At 72.0% G+C, this 2,988-nt stretch carries 3 protein-coding genes and 1 pseudogene; 2 read left to right on the top strand and 2 right to left on the bottom strand.

Going from position 1 to position 2,988, the window contains the following annotated elements; translation table 11 throughout:
* Window positions 1-297 (bottom strand): annotated as a pseudogene (locus AB0C29_RS41235) (hypothetical protein); the annotation flags it as partial.
* Between the two features lie 83 nt (window positions 298-380).
* Here AB0C29_RS41235 and AB0C29_RS41230 point away from each other — a divergent pair.
* The gene (locus tag AB0C29_RS41230; protein WP_360832642.1) at window positions 381-1,811 is read left to right on the top strand and encodes a CCA tRNA nucleotidyltransferase; all 1,431 of its coding nucleotides are present in this window, start codon (window positions 381-383) and stop codon (window positions 1,809-1,811) included.
* A gap of 29 nt (window positions 1,812-1,840) precedes the next feature.
* Window positions 1,841-2,299: a methylated-DNA--[protein]-cysteine S-methyltransferase gene (locus AB0C29_RS41225; RefSeq protein ID WP_360832639.1), complete on the top strand. Its 459-nt coding sequence runs from the start codon at window positions 1,841-1,843 to the stop codon at window positions 2,297-2,299.
* Between the two features lie 11 nt (window positions 2,300-2,310).
* Here the strand turns inward: AB0C29_RS41225 and AB0C29_RS41220 are convergent, their stop codons facing one another.
* On the bottom strand, window positions 2,311-2,910 hold the full coding sequence (locus AB0C29_RS41220; protein ID WP_360832636.1) for a hypothetical protein: 600 nt from the start codon (window positions 2,908-2,910) through the stop codon (window positions 2,311-2,313).
* Window positions 2,911-2,988: the final 78 nt, after the last annotated feature.

Below are 2,988 nucleotides of genomic sequence, written 5' to 3'. Positions count from 1 at the left end.
CCGGGCGCACAGCTCCAGCTCGTGCCAGCGCAGCGCCGCCGGGTACGGCCGGCCCGGCGCGGCCCAGCCGAGCTGCACGGGCTCGCTGCTCGCGGGCTCGCGCAGGCCGAGGGTCTGCTCGCCGGTGACCAGGTCGAGGTCGAGCACAAGGCCGTAGCCGCCGGTGACCGGGAGGCTGACGCGCAGCTCGACCGGGTCGGGATCGGGTAACGCGCCGTCGTGCACCAGCAGAAAGGACCAGAACCGCGGGTCCTCACTGAGGCGACGCAGCGCCGCGGAAACGGGCACGCCGTCCATCCTGCCCGTCGCCTCCGGAGACTGCCAGGAAGCCCCTGCCCACCGCCCTTGAGCTGAGGCCGGGACGCTACCCTGGTCGTCCCATGTCTGAGTTGAGCCGAGCCCAGCGCAACGCCGTCACGGAGTTGCTGCGCGTCTCCCCCGTCGCCGATGAGCTGGGACGCCGTTTCGGCGCCGCCGGCCATGAGTTGCACCTGGTCGGCGGTTCGGTGCGGGACGCGCTGCTCGGCCGGCTCGGCGACGACCTCGACTTCTGCACCGACGCCCGGCCCGAGCAGACGCTCGCCCTGGTCAAGGGCTGGGCGGACGCCATCTGGGAGACCGGCCGCGAGTTCGGCACGATCGGCATCCAGAAGGACGGCCTGCGGCTCGAGATCACCACGTACCGGGCCGAGGCGTACGACGGGGTGACCCGCAACCCGGTGGTGGAGTACGGCGACAACCTGCTCGACGACCTGCGCCGGCGCGACTTCACGATCAACGCGATGGCGGTCAGCCTGCCGGGTCACGTCTTCACCGACCCGTACGGGGGGCTCGAGGATCTGGCCGCCGGGCTGATCCGGACGCCGGCCGCGCCCGCGTCGTCGTTCACTGATGATCCACTTCGGATGCTGCGCGCGGCCCGGTTCGCCGCCAAGCTGCGCTTCGCCGTGGACAAGCCGGTCGTCGAGGCCATGACGGAGATGGCCGCCGACCTGGACCGGATCACCGCCGAGCGGATCCGCGACGAGTTCACCAAGCTGCTCTGCGGGCTCGACCCGATCGCCGGGCTGCGGCTGCTGGTCGACACCGGCCTGGCCGACCGGTTCATCCCGGAGATCTCCGGGCTCAAGCTGGAGATCGACGAGCACGCCCAGCACAAGGACGTCTACGAGCACACGCTGATCGTGGTCACCAACGCGATCCGGCTCGAGGGTGACGCCGGGCCGGACTTCGTGCTGCGGATGGCGGCGCTGATGCACGACGTCGGCAAGCCGGCCACCAAGGCGGTCGGCCGCGACGGGCGGGTCAGCTTCCACCACCACGAGGTGGTCGGCGCGCGGCTCACCAAGCAGCGGATGAAGGCCATGAAGTACCCCAAGGACGTCACGTCCCAGGTGGTCGAGCTGGTCGCGCTGCACCTGCGCTTCTACGGGTACGGCCGCGGCGAGTGGACCGACTCGGCGGTGCGGCGCTACGTCACCGACGCCGGCGAGCTGCTGCCACGGCTGCACAAGCTGACGCGTTCCGACTGCACGACCCGCAACAAGCGCAAGGCGGCGGCGCTGTCCGCCGACTACGACGCGCTCGAGGAGCGGATCGCCCGGATCGAGGCCGAGGAGGACCTGGCCCGGGTCCGGCCCGACCTGGACGGCAACGCGATCATGGAACTGCTGGGCGTGCCGCCGGGACCGATCGTCGGCCAGGCCTGGCGTTTCCTCAAGGAGCTGCGGCTGGACCGCGGGCCGCTGGACCGCGACGAGGCCGAGGCGGAGCTGCGCCGCTGGGCCCGCGAGCAGGGCCACACCTCCTGACTGTCGTACCCGCGCGGCACAATCGGGTCATGCAGCTGCTCGTGGACTCCCCCATCGGACCGCTGGGCGTCCGGCTCGACGGCGACGTCGTGGTCGGCGTGCGGTTCGGCGCGACCTCCGGCGAGGCGGCCGAGCATCCGGCCGTCGAGCAGCTCAAGGCCTACTTCGCCGGTGCGCTGACGGATTTCACGGTGCCGGTCGAGCTGCGCGGCGGATCCGATTTCGAGCGGGCTGTGTGGGGACAGATCGTCGCTATCCCGTACGGCGAGATGCTGACTTACGGGGCGATCGCGACCGCATTGGGTGATCCGGGCGCGGCCCGTGCGGTGGGGACGGCTTGCAATCACAACCCGGTGCCGGTGATCGTGCCGTGCCATCGGGTGGTCGGAGCGGGCGGCAAGCTGACCGGGTTCGGCGGTGGGCTGCCTCGCAAGCGGCAGCTGCTGGAGCTGGAGGCGCGGGTCGCCCTGAAACGCGCCTGGGGCTGAGGCCGGCGGGATCAGGGGTGGCAGGTGCCGTCGGGGGCGGGTGGGCCGATGCTCATTTCCGGTCGTTCTCCGGCGAGGCTGCCGTGCACGCAGGCGGTGCCGGTCGCGGCTGCGAAGTTCGGTCCCGGGCCGATCGCCACGCCGGTCAAGCCCTCGCGGGTGAGAAGCGCGCGCAGGGTTTGCTCGTCGAGCGGGCCGGAGGCGTGCATCAGGAGGTTGAGCTGCGGCGACAGGTTGCGGGCGCACGTTTCGGCCTGGGCTGCCGCCGCGGACGGCAGCGGACCACGCCGGGGCAGCGGCGGGTTGGCTGCCTCCAGTGCCCGGCGGGCCCGTTCGGCGGCGTCGGCTTCCGCGCTGGTCATCGGTCGCGGCGGGGCCGAGCCCATCCGCTTCGGCTGGGCCGGCTGGATCCGCCGGCCGTCACAGCCCACTCCGGGTGTGCCGGGGACTGGTGGCGGCACCACCTGGGGCGGGGCGGGTGCCGCGCTGGCCCACAGAGTTACCGTCTCGGACTTTGCTGTGGGCGTACCGGATGGGGTGTTGCCCGGGCCGGCGCAGGCCGTCAGAGACCCGGCGAGCGCGAGCACGACGGCGGCCGTGGTGAGACGCACATCGATGAGCTTAGCGATGGCGTGCTGAAGATCACATGAAGAAGGCCGGACCGCATCGCGGTGCGGCCTTTACTCTGG

The sequence above is a fragment of the Actinoplanes sp. NPDC048791 genome (genome assembly GCF_040650095.1).
Classification (GTDB): Bacteria; Actinomycetota; Actinomycetes; order Mycobacteriales; family Micromonosporaceae; genus Actinoplanes.
This window is presented reverse-complemented; position numbering and strand designations above follow the sequence as displayed.